At 59.5% G+C, this 17,926-nt stretch carries 19 protein-coding genes; 11 read left to right on the top strand and 8 right to left on the bottom strand.

Going from position 1 to position 17,926, the window contains the following annotated elements; translation table 11 throughout:
- The first annotated feature begins 10 nt into the window (after positions 1 to 10).
- Genes ACFHWW_RS06810 through trbI form a run of 8 tightly spaced genes read left to right on the top strand, consistent with a single transcriptional unit; the run spans position 11 to position 7,883 of the window.
- Positions 11 to 2,467 (top strand): conjugal transfer protein TrbE, encoded by a 2,457-nt coding sequence (locus ACFHWW_RS06810; protein ID WP_379937755.1) that lies wholly within the window; start codon positions 11 to 13, stop codon positions 2,465 to 2,467.
- Positions 2,439 to 3,239 (top strand): P-type conjugative transfer protein TrbJ, encoded by an 801-nt coding sequence (trbJ, locus tag ACFHWW_RS06805; RefSeq protein WP_379937754.1) that lies wholly within the window; start codon positions 2,439 to 2,441, stop codon positions 3,237 to 3,239. Before ACFHWW_RS06810 ends, trbJ begins: the two co-directional genes overlap by 29 nt.
- Positions 3,236 to 3,436, top strand: a complete 201-nt coding sequence (locus ACFHWW_RS06800; protein ID WP_379937753.1) for a DUF2749 domain-containing protein — start codon at positions 3,236 to 3,238, stop codon at positions 3,434 to 3,436. Before trbJ ends, ACFHWW_RS06800 begins: the two co-directional genes overlap by 4 nt.
- Complete coding sequence (gene trbL, locus ACFHWW_RS06795; protein ID WP_379937752.1) at positions 3,430 to 4,611, top strand: P-type conjugative transfer protein TrbL; 1,182 nt, start codon at positions 3,430 to 3,432, stop codon at positions 4,609 to 4,611. The genes ACFHWW_RS06800 and trbL overlap by 7 nt, the downstream gene beginning before the upstream one ends.
- 20 nt (positions 4,612 to 4,631) lie before the next feature.
- The gene (locus tag ACFHWW_RS06790; protein WP_379937751.1) at positions 4,632 to 5,294 is read left to right on the top strand and encodes a conjugal transfer protein TrbF; all 663 of its coding nucleotides are present in this window, start codon (positions 4,632 to 4,634) and stop codon (positions 5,292 to 5,294) included.
- Between the two features lie 16 nt (positions 5,295 to 5,310).
- The gene (trbG, locus tag ACFHWW_RS06785) at positions 5,311 to 6,123 is read left to right on the top strand and encodes a P-type conjugative transfer protein TrbG (RefSeq protein ID WP_379937750.1); all 813 of its coding nucleotides are present in this window, start codon (positions 5,311 to 5,313) and stop codon (positions 6,121 to 6,123) included.
- 3 nt (positions 6,124 to 6,126) lie between these two features.
- On the top strand, positions 6,127 to 6,564 hold the full coding sequence (trbH, locus tag ACFHWW_RS06780; protein WP_379937749.1) for a conjugal transfer protein TrbH: 438 nt from the start codon (positions 6,127 to 6,129) through the stop codon (positions 6,562 to 6,564).
- Between the two features lie 11 nt (positions 6,565 to 6,575).
- Entirely contained in the window at positions 6,576 to 7,883 is a 1,308-nt protein-coding gene (trbI, locus tag ACFHWW_RS06775) for an IncP-type conjugal transfer protein TrbI (RefSeq protein ID WP_379937748.1), read from the top strand.
- Between the two features lie 22 nt (positions 7,884 to 7,905).
- Here the strand turns inward: trbI and ACFHWW_RS06770 are convergent, their stop codons facing one another.
- Together ACFHWW_RS06770 and ACFHWW_RS06765 are read right to left on the bottom strand one after the other, a co-directional pair.
- Positions 7,906 to 8,625, bottom strand: a complete 720-nt coding sequence (locus ACFHWW_RS06770) for an autoinducer binding domain-containing protein (RefSeq protein WP_379937747.1) — start codon at positions 8,623 to 8,625, stop codon at positions 7,906 to 7,908.
- A gap of 283 nt (positions 8,626 to 8,908) precedes the next feature.
- Entirely contained in the window at positions 8,909 to 9,532 is a 624-nt protein-coding gene (locus ACFHWW_RS06765) for a winged-helix domain-containing protein (protein WP_379937746.1), read from the bottom strand.
- Between the two features lie 435 nt (positions 9,533 to 9,967).
- Between ACFHWW_RS06765 and ACFHWW_RS06760 the strand changes: the two genes are divergently transcribed.
- Together ACFHWW_RS06760 and ACFHWW_RS06755 are read left to right on the top strand one after the other, a co-directional pair.
- The gene (locus ACFHWW_RS06760; protein WP_379937745.1) at positions 9,968 to 10,699 is read left to right on the top strand and encodes a winged-helix domain-containing protein; all 732 of its coding nucleotides are present in this window, start codon (positions 9,968 to 9,970) and stop codon (positions 10,697 to 10,699) included.
- On the top strand, positions 10,696 to 12,063 hold the full coding sequence (locus ACFHWW_RS06755) for an amidohydrolase family protein (protein WP_379937744.1): 1,368 nt from the start codon (positions 10,696 to 10,698) through the stop codon (positions 12,061 to 12,063). Before ACFHWW_RS06760 ends, ACFHWW_RS06755 begins: the two co-directional genes overlap by 4 nt.
- Before the next feature lie 26 nt (positions 12,064 to 12,089).
- On the opposite strand, the gene ACFHWW_RS06750 is transcribed toward ACFHWW_RS06755, so the two are convergent.
- The 3 genes from ACFHWW_RS06750 to ACFHWW_RS06740 all read right to left on the bottom strand — a co-directional run bounded on the left by ACFHWW_RS06750 (position 12,090) and on the right by ACFHWW_RS06740 (position 15,119).
- Entirely contained in the window at positions 12,090 to 13,442 is a 1,353-nt protein-coding gene (locus ACFHWW_RS06750; RefSeq protein WP_379937743.1) for an MmgE/PrpD family protein, read from the bottom strand.
- 34 nt (positions 13,443 to 13,476) lie between these two features.
- Positions 13,477 to 14,541 (bottom strand): ornithine cyclodeaminase, encoded by a 1,065-nt coding sequence (locus ACFHWW_RS06745; RefSeq protein ID WP_379937742.1) that lies wholly within the window; start codon positions 14,539 to 14,541, stop codon positions 13,477 to 13,479.
- Positions 14,542 to 14,717: 176 nt separating this feature from the next.
- Positions 14,718 to 15,119, bottom strand: coding sequence for a helix-turn-helix domain-containing protein (locus ACFHWW_RS06740; protein WP_379937741.1), 402 nt, complete (start codon positions 15,117 to 15,119; stop codon positions 14,718 to 14,720).
- Positions 15,120 to 15,250: 131 nt separating this feature from the next.
- Here ACFHWW_RS06740 and ACFHWW_RS06735 point away from each other — a divergent pair, with 131 nt between their 5' ends.
- Positions 15,251 to 15,472, top strand: a complete 222-nt coding sequence (locus ACFHWW_RS06735; protein ID WP_379937740.1) for a helix-turn-helix domain-containing protein — start codon at positions 15,251 to 15,253, stop codon at positions 15,470 to 15,472.
- On the opposite strand, the gene ACFHWW_RS06730 is transcribed toward ACFHWW_RS06735, so the two are convergent.
- From ACFHWW_RS06730 to ACFHWW_RS06720, 3 genes are read right to left on the bottom strand one after another with little or no spacing between them, the layout of a single operon-like run.
- Complete coding sequence (locus ACFHWW_RS06730) at positions 15,433 to 16,353, bottom strand: carbon-nitrogen hydrolase family protein (RefSeq protein ID WP_379937739.1); 921 nt, start codon at positions 16,351 to 16,353, stop codon at positions 15,433 to 15,435. The genes ACFHWW_RS06735 and ACFHWW_RS06730 overlap by 40 nt on opposite strands.
- Positions 16,350 to 17,003 carry an RraA family protein gene (locus ACFHWW_RS06725; protein ID WP_379937738.1) on the bottom strand — a complete coding sequence of 218 codons (654 nt, stop codon included), beginning with the start codon at positions 17,001 to 17,003 and terminating at the stop codon, positions 16,350 to 16,352. Before ACFHWW_RS06725 ends, ACFHWW_RS06730 begins: the two co-directional genes overlap by 4 nt.
- A 23-nt stretch (positions 17,004 to 17,026) precedes the next feature.
- Positions 17,027 to 17,893, bottom strand: coding sequence for a TauD/TfdA dioxygenase family protein (locus ACFHWW_RS06720; RefSeq protein WP_379937737.1), 867 nt, complete (start codon positions 17,891 to 17,893; stop codon positions 17,027 to 17,029).
- Between the last annotated feature and the right edge of the window lie 33 nt (positions 17,894 to 17,926).

The raw sequence follows: 17,926 nt of genomic DNA, 5'->3' as shown, positions 1-17,926 counted from the left end.
AGGTGCGATCATGGTAGCGCTCAGCCGCTTCAGAACGACCGGACCGTCTTTCGCCGATCTCGTTCCTTATGCCGGTCTCGTCGACAATGGCGTCCTCCTGTTGAAGGATGGAAGCCTGATGGCCGGCTGGTACTTCGCTGGACCCGATTCTGAAAGCGCCACAGACCTCGAACGCAACGAATTGTCGCGCCAGATCAACGCGATCCTGTCGCGGCTGGGCACCGGCTGGATGATCCAGGTCGAGGCGATCCGCATCCCGACGGTAGACTACCCGTCCGAAGACCGCTGCCATTTCCCCGACGCCGTCACTCGAGCGATCGACGCTGAGCGGCGGGCGCATTTCGAGCGCGAGCAGGGTCATTTCGAGAGCAAGCATGCGCTCATTCTCACTTACCGGCCGCTGCAGACAAAACGGACGGCGCTGACCAAATACATCTATTCCGACGAAGAGAGCCGAAAGAAGTCTTATGGCGACACAGTGCTCTTCATCTTCAAGAACGCAATTCGTGAGATCGAGCAATATTTCGCAAACGTCCTCTCGATCCGCCGAATGGAAACGCGGGAAGCGGTCGAGCGGGGAGGGGAGCGAACAGCACGCTACGACGAGCTTCTCCAGTTCATCCGGTTCTGCATCACCGGAGAGAGTCACCCGATCCGCGTGCCGGATGTTCCGATGTATCTGGACTGGGTTGCGACGGCCGAGATGCAGCACGGCCTCACACCCAAGGTCGACAACCGATTTCTCGGCGTCGTCGCCATCGATGGACTTCCGGCCGAAAGCTGGCCTGGCATTCTGACCAGCCTCGACTTGATGCCGCTCACCTACCGCTGGTCGACGCGCTTCATCTTCCTGGATGCCGAGGAGGCCCGTCAGAAGCTCGAACGCACCCGGAAGAAGTGGCTGCAGAAGGTCCGACCGTTCTTCGACCAACTGTTCCAGACGCACTCCCGATCTGTGGACCAGGATGCCATGATGATGGTGGCCGAAACGGAGGATGCGATTGCCCAGGCTTCATCACAGCTCGTCGCCTATGGCTACTACACACCGGTCGTCGTTCTCTTCGAGAACGATCGTGAAGCGCTGCAGGAAAAGGCCGAGGCGATTCGACGCCTGATACAGGCAGAAGGCTTTGGCGCCAGGATCGAAACGCTCAATGCGACCGACGCCTATCTCGGTAGCCTGCCCGGCAACTGGTACTGCAATGTCAGGGAGCCGTTGATCAACACCGGCAATCTGGCTGACCTCATTCCACTGAACTCGGTGTGGTCCGGAAACGCGATCGCTCCATGCCCGTTCTATCCGCCGAACGCGCCTCCACTGATGCAGGTTGCCAGCGGCTCCACGCCATTCCGGCTGAATCTGCATGTCGATGACGTCGGTCACACCTTGATCTTCGGGCCGACCGGCTCGGGCAAATCTACGCTTCTTGCCCTCATCGCCGCGCAGTTCCGCCGGTATGAGAGGGCACAGATCTTTGCCTTCGACAAAGGCAACTCGCTCCTGCCTCTGACATTCGCCGCCGGCGGTGATCACTATGAGATCGGCGGCGAAGCGCGGGAAGAGGGGAGGGCGCTTGCCTTCTGCCCTCTGTCCGACCTTTCGAGCGACGGCGACCGGGGTTGGGCCTCGGAATGGATTGAGATGCTCCTAGGCCTGCAGGGTGTCGCGATCACGCCCGACCATCGCAATGCCATCTCGCGGCAAATCGCGCTGATGGCGAATGCTGCCGGCCGGTCGCTTTCGGATTTCGTTTCCGGTGTGCAGATGCGCGAGATCAAGGATGCCCTGCATCACTATACCGTCGACGGGCCGATGGGCCAGCTCCTCGACGCCGAAGAAGATGGCCTTTCGCTCGGTGCCTTCCAGACCTTCGAAGTCGAGCAGCTCATGAACATGGGGGAACGCAACCTTGTGCCGGTGCTCACCTATCTGTTTCGCCGTATCGAGAAACGCCTCGACGGCTCTGCAAGCCTGATCGTACTCGACGAGGCGTGGCTGATGCTCGGTCACCCGGTGTTTCGAAGCAAGATCCGGGAATGGCTGAAGGTGCTGCGCAAGGCCAACTGCGCCGTGGTTCTTGCAACGCAATCGATCTCAGACGCCGAGCGGTCGGGCATCATCGACGTGCTCAAGGAATCCTGCCCGACGAAGATTTGCCTGCCGAACGGCGCGGCGCGCGAACCGGGGACGCGCGATTTCTACGAGAGCATAGGCTTCAACGAACGGCAGATCGAGATCGTCGCAACCGCAATCCCGAAGCGCGAATACTACGTCGCCACCCCCGAGGGCCGACGGCTCTTTGATATGGCGCTTGGCCCCATTGCGCTGAGCTTCGTCGGCGCCTCCGGCAAGGAGGACCTCAAGCGTATCCGGGCGCTCAAATCCCGACACGGTCGCGATTGGCCGATCCACTGGCTTCAGACGAGAGGAATTCACGATGCCGCGTCACTGCTCGACGACAAATAAGTGCTTCGCTTTGACAGCCGTCTTGCTGATAGCAATCGACAACACACCTGCACGTGCCGGCACGGCGACGGGCGTCGCGACCGAGTGGACGCAGGTGCTCAACAACGGCGAGCTGGTAGCGCTTGTCGGAAAGTCGGGAGAGCAAATCCAGAACCAGCTCACCCAGATTAACCAGCTGGCCGAGCAGATCGAAACGCAACTCAATATCTATAAGAACCTGCTCCAGAATACCGCGACGCTTCCGGGTCACATGTGGGGTCAGGTCCAAAACGACCTCGATCAGCTTCGCAGCATCGTCGATCAAGGGCAGGGCATCGCCTTCTCGATGGGCAATGCCGATGACGTGCTGAAGGCTCGCTTCAAGAGCTACGCAGACCTCAAGACCAATCTGCCAAGCAACGAGAGCTTCTCCACGACGTATCAGTCCTGGTCGGACACCAACCGGGACACGATCGCTGGCGCCCTGAACGCTGCCAGCCTCACCGCCGAGCAGTTCGACAGTGAGGAGGACACGATGGAGTCGCTTCGCTCCATGTCGCAAACGGCCGACGGCCAGATGAAGGCGCTACAGGTTGGCCACCAGATCGCAGCCCAGCAGGTCGCGCAGATGCAAAAGCTGCGCGGTCTTGTCTCCCAGCAGATGACCATGATGGGCACATGGCTCCAGGCCGAGCAGACCGACAAGGATCTGGCGCAGGCACGACGCGAAAAATTCTTCGCGCCCGCGAGCCGCGGTGTCCCGGAAGGTCAGATGATGGAGCCGCGCTGGTGACCCGCATTGCTTTGATATTCCTCGTCATCGCTGTGACAAGTGCTGCGGCGACAACATCATATTTTCTCTACTTCGACTTGAGTTTCAGCGATCAAACCGAGGAACTCTCCAACAGCGAGCAACGCATTCGTGACTTCTTCAAGCCAGCGACGAAACGCGATCTTCATAGCGGACAGGAGATGCGCCCGAGATGGTGAAGGTCACTCTTCAGCATTCATTCTATATCGCGGGACTGCTTTTCCTCGCCTGTGCCGCGCCATCGTTCGCGCAGGAAGGGCAGGTCATCACCGAGCTGGAGAACCAGGTCTCAGCCGCTGCGAAAGGGTGGGAGACCACGATCATGGATGCGGCGAAGTCCCTCTTTTGGATCCTCGCGACCATCGAAACCGGTATTGCAACGGTTTGGCTCGCTGTGCAGGCAGCCTCCATCGACAGCTGGTTTGCCGAGCTGGTTCGAAGGATCATGTTCATCGGGCTATTTGCTTTCATACTCGATCAGGGGCCGACTTTTGCTCGGGCCGTAGTCGACAGCCTTTTCCAGATCGGTGCCGGCGCCGGTTCAGCCTCTCCAGCAGCGATTTTCGACGCAGGCATCGAAGTAGCCGGGAAAATGTCCAAGCAGGTCCAGTTTGGCCTATTTGAAGACAATTCCCTAGCTATCGCAGCGGTCTTTGCGATGGTCGTCGTCGTCATCTGCTTCTCGCTAGTGGCCGCAATTTTTGTTGCCGTGATGGTGGAGATGTACGTGGGCCTTTTGGCCGGAATGATCATGCTGGGGCTCGGAGGCTCATCGTTCACGAAGGATTTTGCTGTCCGATACCTCGTCTATGCCTTCTCGATCGGAATGAAACTCATGGCCTTAGTGATGATCGCAAAAATCGGTTCCCAAGTTCTGATTGGCCTCGCCGAAAGGCCGGTCGCCACGGAACAGCAGTTCATCACCAGCTTGTCGATTGCTGGGATCTCCGTCGTCGTTTTCATCATCTCCATGTATGTGCCTACCATCATCCAGGGAATGGTTCAGGGCGCATCGGTTTCCAGCGGAATGGAGACGATCCGTCATGGCGGGCAAGTGGCATCCTTTGCCGTGGGGGCCGGCTTTCTCGCAGCCGGTGCGGCCGGGGCGGGCCTTGCCGTCGCTCAGACCGCTCGCACCGCGGGTTCCTCCGTTGCCGGCGCGGCGCTCCGCGGCATGGGTGCTGGGATTGGATCTGCCGGGAAGGCGGCTGGGTCTGCAGCCAAGGAAAAGGCGATCGGCTCTCCCGGCGCCTATGCCGGTTCGCTTCTCGGTCTGGCGAACGCCAAACTCGACGAACAGCGCACTGGTCAAAGCGGGCGCACTCCGCCTCCCAAACGCGATGACAAACTTTAATCAGAATGGGGTGGATACCGATGGCAGCGAACCGCGCCCCCGAAAACCCGTATCTTGCTGCGCGCCAGGAATGGAGCGAGCGATACGGTTCCTATGTGCAGGCGGCCGCCGAGTGGCGCATCGTGGGCATCCTCGCTCTGACCATGGCCGTGATCGGCTTCGGGTACTCGATGTATCTCAGTACCCAGGTCAAGCTCGTGCCCTACATCATCGAAGTCGACAAGCTCGGAACTTCGATGACGGCCGGTTTCCCGGAGCAGATCGAGTATGCGGACCCCCGCGTCGTGCGCGCGACGCTTGGTAATTTCGTGACCAGCTTCCGCAGCGTGACGCCCGATGCCGTGGTGCAGAAGCAATATATCGACCGCACGTATGCGCTCCTTCGGACCTCCGATCCCTCGACCCAGAAGATCAATGACTGGTTCCGCAGCAACTCTCCGTTCGAAAAGGCGAAGTCGTCGACGATCGCCATCGAAGTCAACAATATCGTGGCACTTTCGAACCAGACCTATCAGATCGACTGGACCGAGTACGAACGGGACCGAAAGGGCAAGGAGACCGGCACGCGCCGGTTCCGCGGGATCGCGACGGTGACGCTCACCGCGCCGCAGGACGAGGCGACCATCCGCCTCAATCCAATAGGCCTCTATGTCCGGGATTTCGACTGGACAGCACAGCTTTAAGGGCAGGGGATTTCACATGCACAGAATAGGATTGATCGCAGCCACCGGCTGCATGGCCGGACTCGTCCTTGCGGTCGGCGCGCAGGCACAAAGCATGACCTCGAATGAGGCGAAGGGTACGAACATCTCAAGCAAATGGCGCGTTACACCCGGCCTGGTGACGAAAGGGCCAGACGGGAAAGTCATTTTCCTGTTCGGACAGACGCAGCCTTCCGTCGTCTGCTCGCCCTTGCAGGTCTGCGACATCGAATTGCAGAACGGCGAGATCGTTCGGGACGTTCTGGTCGGTGACACGGTAAGGTGGAAGGTCGAGCCGGCAACCTCGGGTGCTGCCGGCGGACAGGCGATCCATCTGGTCGTCAAGCCCTCGGAGCCTGGCCTTGTGACCTCGATGGTCGTGACGACGTCGCGCCGAACCTATCATATCCAGCTCAAATCCCATTCCAGCCAATACATGGCACGCATCGGTTTCGAGTATCCCGAGGACGTTTCGACGAAGCTTGCAGACATCAATGCCCGTCTCGAAATGGGCGGCACCCCGGGGACCGCGCCAGACAAGCTGAACTTCTCCTACTCGGTCAGGGGAAGCGCCTCGTGGAGACCGAAGCGTGTCTATTCCGACGGGCAGAAGACCTACATCCAGTTTCCAAAGTCGATCTTCGGCCAAGACGCGCCGGTGCTGTTCGTGGTCAGCGGCGGCCAGAACCGAATCGTCAATTACCGGATGAAGAACGACATGATGATCGTCGACCATGCCTTCGACAAGGCGATCCTTGTTTCGGGGGTTGGTTGGCGTCAGCAGAAAATCACAATCCGCCGTGGAGGTTGAATGATGCGCAAGATGCTCCCGATCATTCTCGTTACCGCCCTGATCTCCGGTTGCCAGACTGCTGACGATGCCCTCACGGCCAGTCCCACCCCAGTATCAGTTTCCGACGCGGCCGCAAGCGCCATTGCCGGCGACTTGGCGAGCCGGCTGGCCGAGCAGATCGGCCATGCGGGAACGACGACCATCAAAATGGACAAGAGCACGTCGGAATATGCTCTGGCCCTCGAGGCGGCGTTGAAGGGCTGGGGCTACACAGTCATCACCGACCGGAAAGCCGGTAAAGACGTGAAGCCGGTGGAACTCGGCTATTCGATTGACGGCCTCGACGGGCAGGTCCTTGCGCGCCTGTCGACACCATCAATCGCATTGGGCCGCGCCTATACGGCAACTCTGGCCGGCGCGACGCCCGCGAGCCCGCTCTCCATCATGCAGCGGAACTGACGGAGGGGAAGATGGTCCAATCTTTGCAGCTCGGAACCTCGGGCCAAGCCGGTGATCAGCGCGGCATGCGGCGGCTCAATCGCCTGCCGATCATCATTGCCATCGTCATCATCGTGCTGTTTATCGGTATCGTTGTGATCGGGCTGTCTTGGCGCGGACTTTCTTTCAACCGCGGGAATGAACTCGACAGCGCCCACAATGCTCCGGCGACGAATTTCGGTGACCAGCTGAAACGCGGTATTTCGGACGGCATCATCGGCGAACCGGAGCAACGTGAGGCGCGCCAGCCGGCGCCTCCTGCCCCTCCCAAGATCGAAAAAGAAGAGCCAGCCCCAGAGCGCCTGCCTGTCGAACGCGAGGAGCGGAGACCACGTCTTGAGTCCGAGGAGGAATGGATGGCCCGCCTGAGGCGGGAGCAGGACGAGCAATATCTCCGCGAACGCCATCGCCAGCAGATGGCCCGACTCCAGGCACGTGCGACTGCGCTCGACTCGCCGCTGAAGGTCGACATTTCCGCTGTGGAGCGTGGGGGCTTGAACACTGCGAGCGCGAACCATCAGAATTCCGTCCCCACCACGACTGGCGCATCCGACCTTTACGCCGGCGCCATGAAGTCGGGGATCATGGGTCAGAACGTAGATCCAAACAGCCAGATTTCGAAAGAGGCCTTTCTCAACCAGGACATCGTGGATCTCGGCTATCTGCCGAAACAGGTGATCCCACAGATGTCGCGATATGAACTGAAGCGCGGCTCGGTCATCCCTGCAACGCTGGTTACAGGCCTCAACTCCGATCTTCCCGGACGGATCACCGCCCAGGTAAGCCAAAATGTCTATGACAGCGCCACCGGATACCATCTGCTGATCCCACAGGGCGCCAAGCTTTTTGGCCGGTACGATTCCAAGGTGTCCTTCGGGCAAGAAAGAATACTCGTCGTCTGGACCGATCTTATCTTCCCGAACGGCGCCACTCTGCAGATTGGTGGCATGGCAGGCACGGACGCCGCGGGCTACGGCGGGTTCAAGGACCAAGTCGATCGGCATCTTTGGAGAACGTTCGGCTCGGCGGCCTTGGTGGCATTGATCGGAACCGGAATCGACATGTCGCTGCCCGAGAGCTCGACGCTTGCGACGCAGGACACCGCTTCCGATGCGGCACGACGAAATTTTGCTGAGACGTTCGGACGTGTAGCCGAACGAACGATTGGGAAAAATCTCGACGTACAGCCAACGCTTAACGTGCGCCCAGGCTATAACTTCAATGTGCTGGTTGACCAGGACGTCGTGTTCCCGAACGCTTACCCGGACGCGGCCGACTGATCGAACAAATTGGAACAGGCAATCATATGAGCATGGACCTGGCCGCCGTTGCGGTCGCCTGGGGCAATGTCACCGCTCCAAGCTTCCTCTTTGCCTCGCCTACGTGATATCGCACATTAGAGAACGTCATATTTTCCAGCAACGCGATATCCTGGAAGGTCTTTCCTTCGGCCGACCAGCGAATGCAACTTGCTTCGCGACCACTCAACTGGATTTCGGCGCTTGCTCCGAAACGCGTCTCGTACTCGCGGAAACGGGCATGGATCAGGGCCACCGCCGTCGCGGCAGCGATCTGCGACTCCTCTGGCAATTGATCGAGCGCAAGTTTGACGGCGTCGGAGGAGACAAGCGTGAGTATCGCCATGCCGCCGAAGCCGGTCCTGACAGGAATGGACACGCCGCAGCGCAGTCCAAAATCGGCAGCGTGGGCAAAAAACCGTCTCACGTCCGCGGCCGTTTCCTTCCGCATGCAATCGACGGACCAGGCGAACGTCCGCTTGAAATTGCGTGCGGAGAAGACGACGGGATCGACCTCAGCATAAGAGCGAGCAAAATAGACCTTCTGCCATTCGCTCGGATAGTTCGATATCGCGACGACCTGATTTGCTTTCAGCGACAGGTAGGCAAAGTGGTTGAATCCATTTGCTTTCGCCAGCCTTCCGAGCGTCACCTCCAACTGGCGATGGCTTGTGGCAGCCGAGCTCGCATCCGTCAGTTTGTCGAAGAAATCCTTTTCAAACATCACGCCGTCCCTTCAGAAAGCGTTCGCGGGCGATCGGCGCGGTCCTCGTGACCTGTTGCGTGAGAGGCGGCGCCTGCGCCAACAAACGGGGCTGTTTCGGTGTCTGGAGAATCCGAAAGCACGTTTAGATGTCAAAGAGCATCGATACAACCTCTTGTATACTTTCGCAACAAAACTTCACAATCTCCGCGGATAGGAATTCCTGTGACCCCCGCAAGTGAAAGCTACCGACTGTTGAGCAAGGTCGCCTCGGCACTCGCTTCGAGTGCAGCCTGGAGTACCCCTATTTGGAACTTTCCAGCGTTACTGCTGCCAAGAAAATATAGCCGCCGAGCCGCACCGTCTTTATGAGGGGATCGGCTGAACCTCGTTCAATCTTGCGCCGGAGCCGGCTGACATGGACATCGATGCTGCGCTCCACCGGACTGGCTCGCCCGACATGCATTGACGCCAACAGCTGCTGTCGCGCGAGCACGACACCTGGATTGCGACAGAACGCCAGCAAAAGGTCGAATTCGGCTCCTGTAACAGGCACGGCCACACCAGCCGGATCCCATAATTGACGGCTGAGGCAATCTATCCGCCAGCCGCGGAACGTCATGCTGCACGGAGATCCTCCGGTGCTTCGCGAATATGCAGCCCGCCTGACCAGTGCTCGTGCTCGGGCAAGAATCTCCCTGATCGTCGCGCTTCGTGGAAGACAATCGTCGGCTCCCGCCGCAAGACCGTCCACCACGACCGCGTCATTATACGCAGTCACGAGAAGCATGATCGGAACGAGACTGGACGAGCGAACACTACGGCAAAGGGCGGCAGAGGCATCCCCGCTGACGATCAGGAGATCGAAATCGCGGTTCTGAAGCATCTTGCGGACTGAATTGCCTTTGCTGACGACAACGGCGTGCATGCCGCTCCCCTCCACGGCGTCAGCAAGCCGGCCTGCCGCTTCGACATCGTCCCAAGCGATTAGAATTTCCAACGAGGGCGGTTCGGGATGTTCGCCAGATGGCAAAGAAATTCCTTTGTTGCATCCTGTGAAAGCCAGAAAAGCCAATGCGTATGACCGGATCGACTAATCAGCATGCGAAGGAAGTATCGGGCAGCGACTCCACCCCCAATGCAAGCCACACAAGTGCTAGTCGGCGCTCACGGGGACGCCGGCCCGTTTCGTCAGGCGAGGTTTCGTTCCTTGCCGCACACATTCCGGCAAATCGCCTCCGCCCATCCATCCCGGCAGGAGACACAAATCTCTACAAAACTTCATCCTATGAAACTTTAATTTTGCCGCCCGATCGGTGACCATCGAAGGAGCAACAAGGCTGCCTTTGATGTTGAGTGTGGCGTGAAGGACCTGATTGTCATCAGTTCACCGGATGAGGATTTCTCGCTCTCCGCGCGCCACATCCTCGACCAAGCCGGTTTCGATGCCCGTATCGCGACGAGCATGAAAAACACGCTTGCGTTGATGGACAGTGAAAGAACCGCAGCCGTCTTGATCGACGGAAGGATGTTTGGGGCTGTCACGGTGTGCGAAATGCTGAAGCAGGATCCTTCGACCTCACGCATAAAGATCATTGCCCTCGTGAGTGCAAGCAGCAATCACCGGTACACCGATTTTCTCAACGCGCGCGTGGACGAGGTCTTCATGCGACCGGTCGAACCGCGAATGTATCTCAGGTCGCTGACGCGACTTCTGTCATTCGACGGTGTCTTTCCTGATCGGAGCAATGGCCGCGATGAGACGCTTAGTTGCGGAGGGATCGACCTCGACCTGCGCCAGCAAAGGGTGTGGTACGAAGGCTCGGAGCTTCGCTTGTCCCCGGTCGAGCTCCGCCTTCTTCATCTGCTGGTACGTGATCCTGGACGGGCCTTCACACGAGGCGAGCTCATCTCGGGCGCCTGGCCGCCGCGCATATTCGTCGAGCCCAAAACGGTGAATGTTCACATTGCGCGTCTGCGGAGGTCTTTGAAGGCGGTGCACGCCCCAGAGATCATCCGTACCGTCAGGGGCACCGGCTACGCCTTCACCTTCGACGGAGATCCGAGCAGTCGCGCGCATAGGGGAAACGAGTGAAGTCAAGGCCAGCCTCCAAGGATATCCTGATCATAAACGGCCGTGTGATCACGGGAGATGGAACGACCTCGTACCAGAAGGCAACTATCCGCGTCTGCGGCAGCAGGATCGCCGACGTGAGCACCGGCGAGACGGATCTGACGGAGGAAGTCGTCGTGATCGACGCCAGTGGCTGTACGATTTTTCCCGGTGTCATCAACGCACACGCGCATGGCTGCATCCATGGTCCTTCCATGCCGAGCGGCTCGCCTCCTTTCTCTGAGCCCGACGTTGAATATTTCAGGAACAGGCATCTTGCCTCCGGGACCACGACCTTGCTCAACGTCTGCGGCCTGGCACTCGTCGACGAAATCAACAAACCGCCCGCGCGTTCGCATCCGCTTGATGTTCATGTCGCGACCGCTCACACGCCAAGCAGTATTGCCGCGGCAATGGCTGTCGACGGGAAGGGGCTTACGCAAAGGCACAAGGCAGCAACTGTCGAGAGCATGGTCGCACAGGGAGCAAAGGCGCTAGGCGAGGCAGGGGGAGGTCAGACGCTCGGCGGTGGTGCGCAGGACTACCGCTTCCTTCCCGCCGCGATCGAAGCTGCGACAGGCATCCGTGTGCACCCCAATATTGCGAGATCGTTAAAGGAGGCCGTCCTCGGCAGATGCCTCGATGGAGGAGATGCCCTTGATGACCAGGCCATCGCTGCCATGCTCGCCGAAAACGGATTGGATAAGGCCTTCGACGCGAGCAAACTTCGCCGCCTCGTGATCGAAACGGTCATGCCGCCGGTTGCCTTGTCGCTCAAAGGATTGGAGGAAATCGCTGCCCAATCCGCCGATCTTTGCCTTCCGGCCATCTTTCACAACGCCGCACCGACATCCCGTCTTCTGGTCGGGCTCGCTGAGAGCTTGCCCAAGGCGCGGATCGTGGCTGGCCACTCGAACCACCCGAGCTTCACGCCAGCCGAGGCGCTGCACACAGCTGGAGAGCTGCGCAAGCGTGGCGCGACGATCGACGTCTCGACACTCGATTGCATCGAGACACGATGGCGAAACTCGCCTCGGAACCTCGATCTTCTCATTGAAAACAATCTCGTCGACACGATCTCCACGGACTTTGCAGGAGGTGACTGGGACAGCATCCTGTCGGCAATCCATCGAATGATCCGAAAGAAGCAGATCTCAGTCGAGAAGGCGATAGCGCTGACAACGGGTAATGTTGCGAAAGCGTTTCCGGAAATGGCAGGCGACCGTGGATTTCTCGAGAAGGGCAAACGCGCCGACCTGGTGGTTTCCGACAGTCACAATCTGAGCCATGTCCGCCATATCCTGGTGAATGGCAACATCGTCATGTTCAACGGAGCCCTCTGCTGATGGCGGCTCGCGCCCGGGCGTCGCGATCACGGCCCGGCTTCTGGAAGGTCCAAGGCGTGCAAAAGGCTGCTCACGTCACCGTTGGCGATATTGAGGACGCCGTCGACAATCAGCTGCTGTCGCTCGCTCGAAATCGCCCCGCTCGTAATCACCAGGAACTTCTGCTCGAGGGCGTCCCAGTCCATCGGGTTTTGAGGGTCACCAAGCGGCGCCTGGATATTCGATGTGTATTCAAGCCGGTTCGTTCTGACTGTCACGCGCGCAAGTGTCTCGCCCGGAAACAGTGCATCAATCTCCGATGCAACATGAAGCCGGACATTCTCCGCGAAGTGGCTGAGGTCCGGCCGGTTGAGAACATCCGCCTTTATAGGGACGAGCGCGTCGGCCCCGTCGATCGCCGCAATGGCAAGACAATACGGCAGACTGTACTGGACATCGACGAGGTTCTTCGGCTCTGTCGTGTTATTGAGCTTCACGGCCCAGCCGAAGGTCTCGACGTCCAGGCTGGTGATGCTTTCGGGCTTGAGGCGATGCCGGGCAATAACGTCGAGAAATCCGTCGAGCGCTGGATGAACATAACGGCAGCAGGCGTAGGGCTTGAAATACGTCCCCAGGATCTCCAACCGTGAGCCCAGTCCCGTCACCATGCGCTCACCGTCATAATAATCGGGATGATCCAGGAAATCTTCGGGGCCGGTATGTCCGTGTGCGGCAAGGGAAAGCGCGGTAAGTCCGGTCGCCGCGCTCCACGCAATCCCTTCCTTGACATCATTCCCTGTCAATTTCGAGTATCCGGAGCTTCCATTGGCCTCCTGGTTCGGCGCAAGTACACCTGCGATCGACAGCGCCTGGGAAACGTGTTCGGGTTTGTACTTCAGAAGTCTGGCCCCTGCCGCAACTGCTGCACAAGCCGCCCAGCGCCCGGATTGTCGCGTCCTAATCCGCTCCGGATTCTGCGCTGCCGCAATGCGCACGCCTACATCGTAGCCGAGCACGATCGCGGACACGATATCGCGCGCGGTTGCCGTGTGCTGACTGGCAAGTGCCAGGACCGTCGGAATCACTGCGGCTCCGGGGTGCCCGCGCGCTGCACGGTGGCCGTCATCGATATCGAGTGCCGATGCGGCCGCGGAATTCGCAAGGAGTGCGGCGATTGGTGCGGCCCTCGTGGCAGTGCCCCAGATGGGGACCACCCCGTCCCCGAACTGGGAATGCGCAATATTACGCATGGCCGACGGTCCCGGCATGCCAGATCCCGCGAAGGCCGCCCCGAGGAGATCGAGAATGCACCGCATGGCCAGTTCGCGCAGTGCCGGATCTGTATTGGTGGAAAGCGATCCGCATACATGCTCAGCGATGGTGCGCGCCAGATAGGCCATCGGCAGATCTCCAGGAGACGACGTGGGGGCTTGTTCAGGCGCTCGCCGTTCCCATCTCGCAAGCGAGCCGGTATTTCTCGTAGGTCGCCTCTGCGACGTAGAGGTCGAGGACCGGCAGCCCGACGCAGGTTACACAAACAGGACCTGTCCCGTCCGCCTGCCACTCCTCCTTGGACGAAAGCTCGCGGATGCCGAGCAGCGGCCCGACACTCTCGAGCGACAAGCCTTTGCGGGCAAAGTGCAGGGCCAGGGTCTGCGAATTTCTTCGCGAAACCGTCGCGATATCGTCGCAAGCAACAACCCCGGTTCTCAGAGCCCGCTGGATGTAGCGCTCCGGGACCTCGTCGCCACCAAGGTGAAGGCTGACAGCGTTCGGCGCGAGCTCCTCATCTTCGAAAATAGGATGGCGCGCATTGGAAGCCGTTATCACGATCTCGCAGTCGCGTAGCTTTAGATTGTCGGTGACTGGGCAAAGCGGGATGGACGTTCGGGTTTCCATTTCGGCAACAAAGCGGCCGGCACTTTCAATCGTGCGGCTGCGGACGAAGATCTCGTTGATGAGGCTGGCGCCGCTGTGTGTGAGACACTCGACGACGCTTCGAGCGACCGGCCCCGCTCCAAAGAGGAACAGGCGAGCATTGCCACGCCCGCGAAAGCATTGGCGAAGGATATGCGATGCATAGGTGCCGGTACGCGCCGCCGAGAGCCCCGAACCATCAAGAATCGCGATCGGACGAAGTGTCGGCTTGTCGAGAAGCAGCACTGTCGATGTTGATCTCGGAAGTCCCAGTCGACGGTTATAGGCGTTCGCGCCGATTACCTTGACGGCGCCATGACGCGAATTGACGGCGTAGAGTGACGACAGTTTCCAGCCGAGTCGCTCGTCCGAAAACCCTTCCCTGAGGCTCGAAACCTCGGGAAAGCTCCAGAACTCCTGCTCGGGCAATGACAACACCGCCTTGCCGCCATATGCACGTCCGTCCCTGATGTCGCGCCAGGCAGCCTCCACTACATCGTGAAGCTCGGCTAGCGTTAGCAACGCTCGACGCGAAGCGAGTTCGTCCGCGGTTATAAACTCGATCGACTTCTGCAGCAGCATTTTCTCCTCCGAGCCCTGGAATTCACGCTGTGAAAGCTTACCGAAAGAGGCTGATCCGCCGTGCGAACCTTCGGCTAATCTTTGGTACCCAGAAGAACGCGTGGATACGGAAAGGCGACGTTTAGGTTAAGAGCGCGTTGCAGGAGCGCCAGCGGCTCGAAACGACGGCCGCGGGCTCAAGTCCTGGAAATCGCGTCGATGAGGGCCGCGACGCGCCGGCGGATCTTGGGGTCGGAAATGCGACGGAAGGCACAGTTCAATTCCAATCCTTCCTCGCTCGACAGGAACGGGACGAGATCGTCGAGCTCGCGGACAGCCACCCGCTCGAAAATCACCACTCGGCCTTCCGACTGACCACAGAAGAATCCCATCGGCACACCAAGGGCAGCAGCCAAGCTTCTGAGCCGGCCGGCACTCATCCGGATCGCGCCCCGTTCATATTTTTGCAGCAGTTGCGGCGGCATGCTGACGCGACTTGCGAGCTGGCGCTGGGTCAATCGCAGCGCGCGGCGCCGCTCGCGAATTCTGGCGCCGATCAGAAGGTCCTCGGGACCAGGTTTTCGCGGAGCTCGGTTCAAGGTCGTCCAACAGAGGGGAGGGGAGGGAACGCTCGCTCGCCCAATCTCGCAAACGAGAGACAATTCCGTGTGACGGCGCTTACATACTATAGTTGATAAACTTCGGCCAATCGCGCTGGCATCACTCGCGCATGGACATGCGCAAGTTGGTCGGCCGGAATTTTGCGCGCCTGCGTCGGGCGAAAGGACTGACGCAGGAAGAAATTGAAGTGCGGTCCGGGTTCAGCCAGCAGTATCTGAGCGGCCTCGAGCGAGGAAAGCGCAACCCCACGATCGTAACCCTTTACGAGCTGGCCCAGGCACTCGGCGTCAGTCACATTGAGCTTGTTAAAGTCGACGAAGCCGAAACGTGAGCCGGCGCGACCTCGGCAGTCCCGCTTTTTCCGACCGCCTGTGCAACCTTCACCCTCATGCCCTGAAGATCCGCCCTGTGCGCCACCATCGGGATCCAGCTGCGCACCTCATCAAGCCGTGCTCTCTCGATAACGGTTGATAAGACGCCGGGATCATCGCCTACTTCGGCGACTACCATCCCCCAAGGATCGCAAACCATCGAGTGCCCGAAGGTCCGGCGCAGTTCGCGACCGGGCGCCTCATATGATCCGCACTGACCACAGGCGACCATGTAGGCCTGGAACTCGATTGCGCGCGCCCGACACAGAACCGCCCAATGGTCCTTTCCCGTTTGCTCGGTAAAGGCGGCTGGAAGAATGAAAACGTCCACGCCGTAGGCGGCGAGACGGTCGAACAGTCGCGAGAAGCGCAGGTCATAGCAAATGCAACAAGCAATGCGAAAACCGTTCAGCTCGTAGACCAGGAGCTGGTCGCCCGGCGCCACAGTCGCCGATTCCAGATATTCCTTTCCATCCGGAGCAACGATATCGAACAAATGGATCTTGCGGTAAAGACCGACCTCCTCGCCGCGGTCATCGAACACGATGGTCGTATTGTGGATGCGTTCGCTGCCAGCGATCCGCTCGAGAAGGCTGCCTGCATGGACCCATACTCGATGTTTGGCCGCGAAACGCTGGATCATCCCGTACGCCTCGCCGCCTGGCACCCAGTCTGCCGCGCCCCGTTTGTCCTCAGGCGTGCCGCCGGTCCAGTCGAAATGCTCCGGCAGCACGATCAGATCGGGACTGTCCAACATGGCCTCAACCATCAAGCGCTCCGCCTGTGCGAGGTTATGACTGCGGCTGGGCTGCGAATTCATCTGAATGAGAGAGATTTTCACGGATTGGCCTCTGGATTGAAATCGAAAATGGATCGGCCGGCAGCGAGATGCGCTCGTATTTTGGCGGAACGCTCCTGCCGGAAACAGGCGGCCTCGCAGAGCTGCTTCATTTCTTGGGGTTCGGCAACGAAGACGCCTTCGTTGTCGGCAAGGACCGCATAGCCGGGCAGTACGGCCGCGGCTCCGCAAGCAATCGGTACATTGATCGAGCCGCCTATCTGGAACTTCCGGTTGGTCGTTCTCGACGATTTGCCGCGACACCATACGGGCAATCCCGTTTCGATGATTTCCTCGTGATCGGTGCAGGGGCCATCAATAATGATCGCTTTTGCGCCTTTGGCCTTCGCAGCGAGCGCGACACCGCCTCCAACGCAGGCAACATCGTCGCGGTCTACTCGCGAGATGACAAGAATGTCTCCCGGCCTGATCAGATCGATTGCCTTGTAGATGATGGTTCCGTCGCGACCAGGAGCCGCGACAGTCAGCGCGGGACCGACCGCCCATGAGGGGAATACCGGGTAAATGTCGTCACCAACAAAACCCAGGTGCTCAATATGCCCGATGGTCGCCGTATCAACCATGGTCATCAGTTCGAGCAACTCGGGTGGAAGGGAAGGGTGGCTCGGATTCACCCGGTACAATTCACTCATGTGGCTCTGCCCCTTGCTCGCGATCAGACCGGACGTTCGCCGGAGGTCGTAGTCCGGTGCATGATGCGGATTGACGCAGGGTCGAAGGAGTCACGACGATGCATGGTGCAGCGGTTGTCCCACATCATGATGTCGCCTTCATCCCACTTTTGAACGAAGACATGCTTCGTGTTCGTCGTGTGATCCCAGAGTTCGGCGAGGAGCGCATTGCTCTCGTCGAGCGGCATCCCGACGATCCAGGCGCCGTCGATTGTTCCGCCGAGGTAGAGCGCCAGGCGACCCGTCTCGCCGTGTGTGCGTACGAGTGGATGGACGATCCCGCTCCATTCGCGAAAATCCCGGCTTGAAGGCGCGGATTTTCCAAGCCGCAGCTTGCCCGTCTTGTCGTAGACGTTCTGGAAGAAGATCTGCCGTCCCTCGATAGCCTTCCTTATCGCCTCAGGCAGAGTTTCGTAGGCAATGTAGCTCGAGAGGAAGTAGGTGTCGCCGCCCGAAGGAGGCACTGCAACCGCACGCAGGATTGCCGCGGCCGGCGGACGCTCGTAGAACCAGGTGTCGGTATGCCAGGTCGCCTCGCTATTGCCCATGGCACCGCTTGGCTTGCCGTCCTTCATCGCATTGCTGATGACGAGAATTTCGGGATGGGCGGGATGGCCGCCCTCCTGCAGCTGCTTCGGATGAATGACGAATTCACCGAAGTGGCGTGAGAACTTGACCTGCTGCTCATCGGTGATCCGGGTCCGCTTGAACCGGATAACTCCGTATTGGAGCCAGAACCGCCGCACCTCGGTGATGTCATTGTCATCGTAGTTGTTGAAATCGAATCCTTCGATGTCGGCGCAGACGTTGCTGTCGTGTTGGACGGCGCGAAGTCTTTCTTTCACCAGCATTCCTTTGTCTCCTGTTGACGACCTCGGCTTAAG

This window comes from Sinorhizobium sp. P24N7 (assembly GCF_042436655.1).
Taxonomy (GTDB): domain Bacteria; phylum Pseudomonadota; class Alphaproteobacteria; order Rhizobiales; family Rhizobiaceae; genus Sinorhizobium; species Sinorhizobium meliloti_A.
This window is presented reverse-complemented; position numbering and strand designations above follow the sequence as displayed.

Excerpts from the sequence above, each read along its gene's own strand:
- ACFHWW_RS06810 (WP_379937755.1), top strand. The coding sequence starts at position 11 with ATGGTAGCGCTCAGCCGCTTCAGAACGACCGGACCGTCTTTCGCCGAT.
- trbJ (WP_379937754.1), top strand. The coding sequence starts at position 2,439 with ATGCCGCGTCACTGCTCGACGACAAATAAGTGCTTCGCTTTGACAGCC.
- trbL (WP_379937752.1), top strand. The coding sequence starts at position 3,430 with ATGGTGAAGGTCACTCTTCAGCATTCATTCTATATCGCGGGACTGCTT.
- ACFHWW_RS06790 (WP_379937751.1), top strand. The coding sequence starts at position 4,632 with ATGGCAGCGAACCGCGCCCCCGAAAACCCGTATCTTGCTGCGCGCCAG.
- trbG (WP_379937750.1), top strand. The coding sequence starts at position 5,311 with ATGCACAGAATAGGATTGATCGCAGCCACCGGCTGCATGGCCGGACTC.
- trbH (WP_379937749.1), top strand. The coding sequence starts at position 6,127 with ATGCGCAAGATGCTCCCGATCATTCTCGTTACCGCCCTGATCTCCGGT.
- trbI (WP_379937748.1), top strand. The coding sequence starts at position 6,576 with ATGGTCCAATCTTTGCAGCTCGGAACCTCGGGCCAAGCCGGTGATCAG.
- ACFHWW_RS06770 (WP_379937747.1), bottom strand. The coding sequence starts at position 8,625 with ATGTTTGAAAAGGATTTCTTCGACAAACTGACGGATGCGAGCTCGGCT.
- ACFHWW_RS06765 (WP_379937746.1), bottom strand. The coding sequence starts at position 9,532 with ATGCACGCCGTTGTCGTCAGCAAAGGCAATTCAGTCCGCAAGATGCTT.
- ACFHWW_RS06750 (WP_379937743.1), bottom strand. The coding sequence starts at position 13,442 with ATGGCCTATCTGGCGCGCACCATCGCTGAGCATGTATGCGGATCGCTT.
- ACFHWW_RS06745 (WP_379937742.1), bottom strand. The coding sequence starts at position 14,541 with ATGCTGCTGCAGAAGTCGATCGAGTTTATAACCGCGGACGAACTCGCT.
- ACFHWW_RS06735 (WP_379937740.1), top strand. The coding sequence starts at position 15,251 with ATGGACATGCGCAAGTTGGTCGGCCGGAATTTTGCGCGCCTGCGTCGG.
- ACFHWW_RS06725 (WP_379937738.1), bottom strand. The coding sequence starts at position 17,003 with ATGAGTGAATTGTACCGGGTGAATCCGAGCCACCCTTCCCTTCCACCC.
- ACFHWW_RS06720 (WP_379937737.1), bottom strand. The coding sequence starts at position 17,893 with ATGCTGGTGAAAGAAAGACTTCGCGCCGTCCAACACGACAGCAACGTC.